This window comes from Pseudomonas sp. FH1 (genome assembly GCF_000510895.2).
Classification (GTDB): domain Bacteria; phylum Pseudomonadota; class Gammaproteobacteria; order Pseudomonadales; family Pseudomonadaceae; genus Aquipseudomonas; species Aquipseudomonas azotoformans_A.
Map to the genome: position 1 here is coordinate 1 of NZ_AOHM01000145.1, position 1,433 is coordinate 1,433.

A 1,433-nucleotide genomic window follows, 5' to 3' on the forward strand; every position below is an offset into this window, starting at 1 on the left:
CCAATGCCTGATACGTTTAAGACGAACATGGTTATTCCTCTTGTGCTGAGCGGTCTCTTTTCACCGCGATGACAGCATCAACGTTGACACCGCGGTAAGGTCAAGAGTTATGTTTTGTGGGGTGCGAGCAACGGTTTCGCTCAAGCTATATGGGTATTCCTCAGTCTCAAAGCATTGAAAACTACAGACGCAGAACTGACGCTCATGGCTAACGCAGCGATCATTGGCGACAGAAGGTGCCCCGTCAGCGGATAGAGTAGGCCTGCGGCCAAGGGAATACCCATTGAGTTGTAAAGGAAGGCGAAACCCAAGTTTTGCCGCATGTTTTTTACTGTCGCAACCGAAAGTGCCCGTGCCCGTAGAATCCCCATCAGGTCGCCTTTTACCAGCGTGAGCTGAGCGCTATTCATCGCGACATCAGTCCCTGTACCCATGGCAATGCCCACATCTGCACGCGCCAAGGCCGGTGCGTCGTTGATACCGTCGCCGGCCATGGCAACCTTTCGACCGTATCGCTGGAGGTCCGCCACCAGGCGCTCTTTGTCCTGAGGTTTAACTTCTCCATGAACCTCTTCAATACCCATCTCCTTGGCGACAGCACGTGCGGTGGTGAGCCCGTCTCCGGTGGCCATGATGATTTTTACGTTATCAGCTTTAAGCTTGGTGACTGCTTCTTTGGAGGTCGGTTTTATCGGATCTGAGACCGCCAGTAATCCTGCCAGAACCCCGTCAACTGCTAGATAGATGATGCTGATGCCTTCAAGGCGCAACAACTCTGCACGGTACTGTAAGACCTTAGTGCTTACACCGGCAGCGTCCATCAGTGCTGTGTTGCCCAGCTGTACCTTCTTGCCATCAACAAGGCCACTGACTCCAATCCCAGACCCGGACTCAAACGATTCAGGCTTGGTGAGCGCGATATTTTCAGTTCGGGCGTGATCGACGATGGCGTGCGCCAAAGGATGTTCGCTGCCTTGATCAAGGCTAGCGGCCAGTTGAAGAACATCGTGTGGGTTGAAATCTGGTGTGGCCTCCACACTGTGAAATACCGGCCGTCCCTCTGTCAGGGTCCCCGTTTTATCGACAATCAGCGTGTCGATCTTGCAAAGGTTTTCAATAGCACTGGCGTCCCTGAACAGCACACCCATACTGGCCGCTTTACCCGTCGAAACCATGATCGACATGGGCGTTGCCAGACCCAGTGCACAGGGGCAAGCGATGATAAGTACGGCGACAGCGTTGATCAGGCCGAAGACCCAGCTGGGTTCCGGGCCGAATAGTCCCCAGCCTAAGAATGTCAGCAACGCAATCGCGATAACCCCCATCACAAAGTAGCCGGCGATCGAGTCGGCCATTCTTTGCATTGGCGCTTTGGAGCGTTGGGCTAGAGCAACCATTTGCACTATCTGCGATAGCATGGTGTCGGCGCCGAC

Annotated in this window: 1 protein-coding gene; it reads right to left on the reverse strand. The window is 54.2% G+C overall.

Translation table 11 applies throughout. The annotated features are described in order from the left end of the window. Window positions 1–140: 140 nt before the first annotated feature. Window positions 141–1,433 (reverse strand): heavy metal translocating P-type ATPase (locus H096_RS31835; protein WP_033903199.1); only part of this gene is annotated, 1,293 nt, incomplete at its 5' end.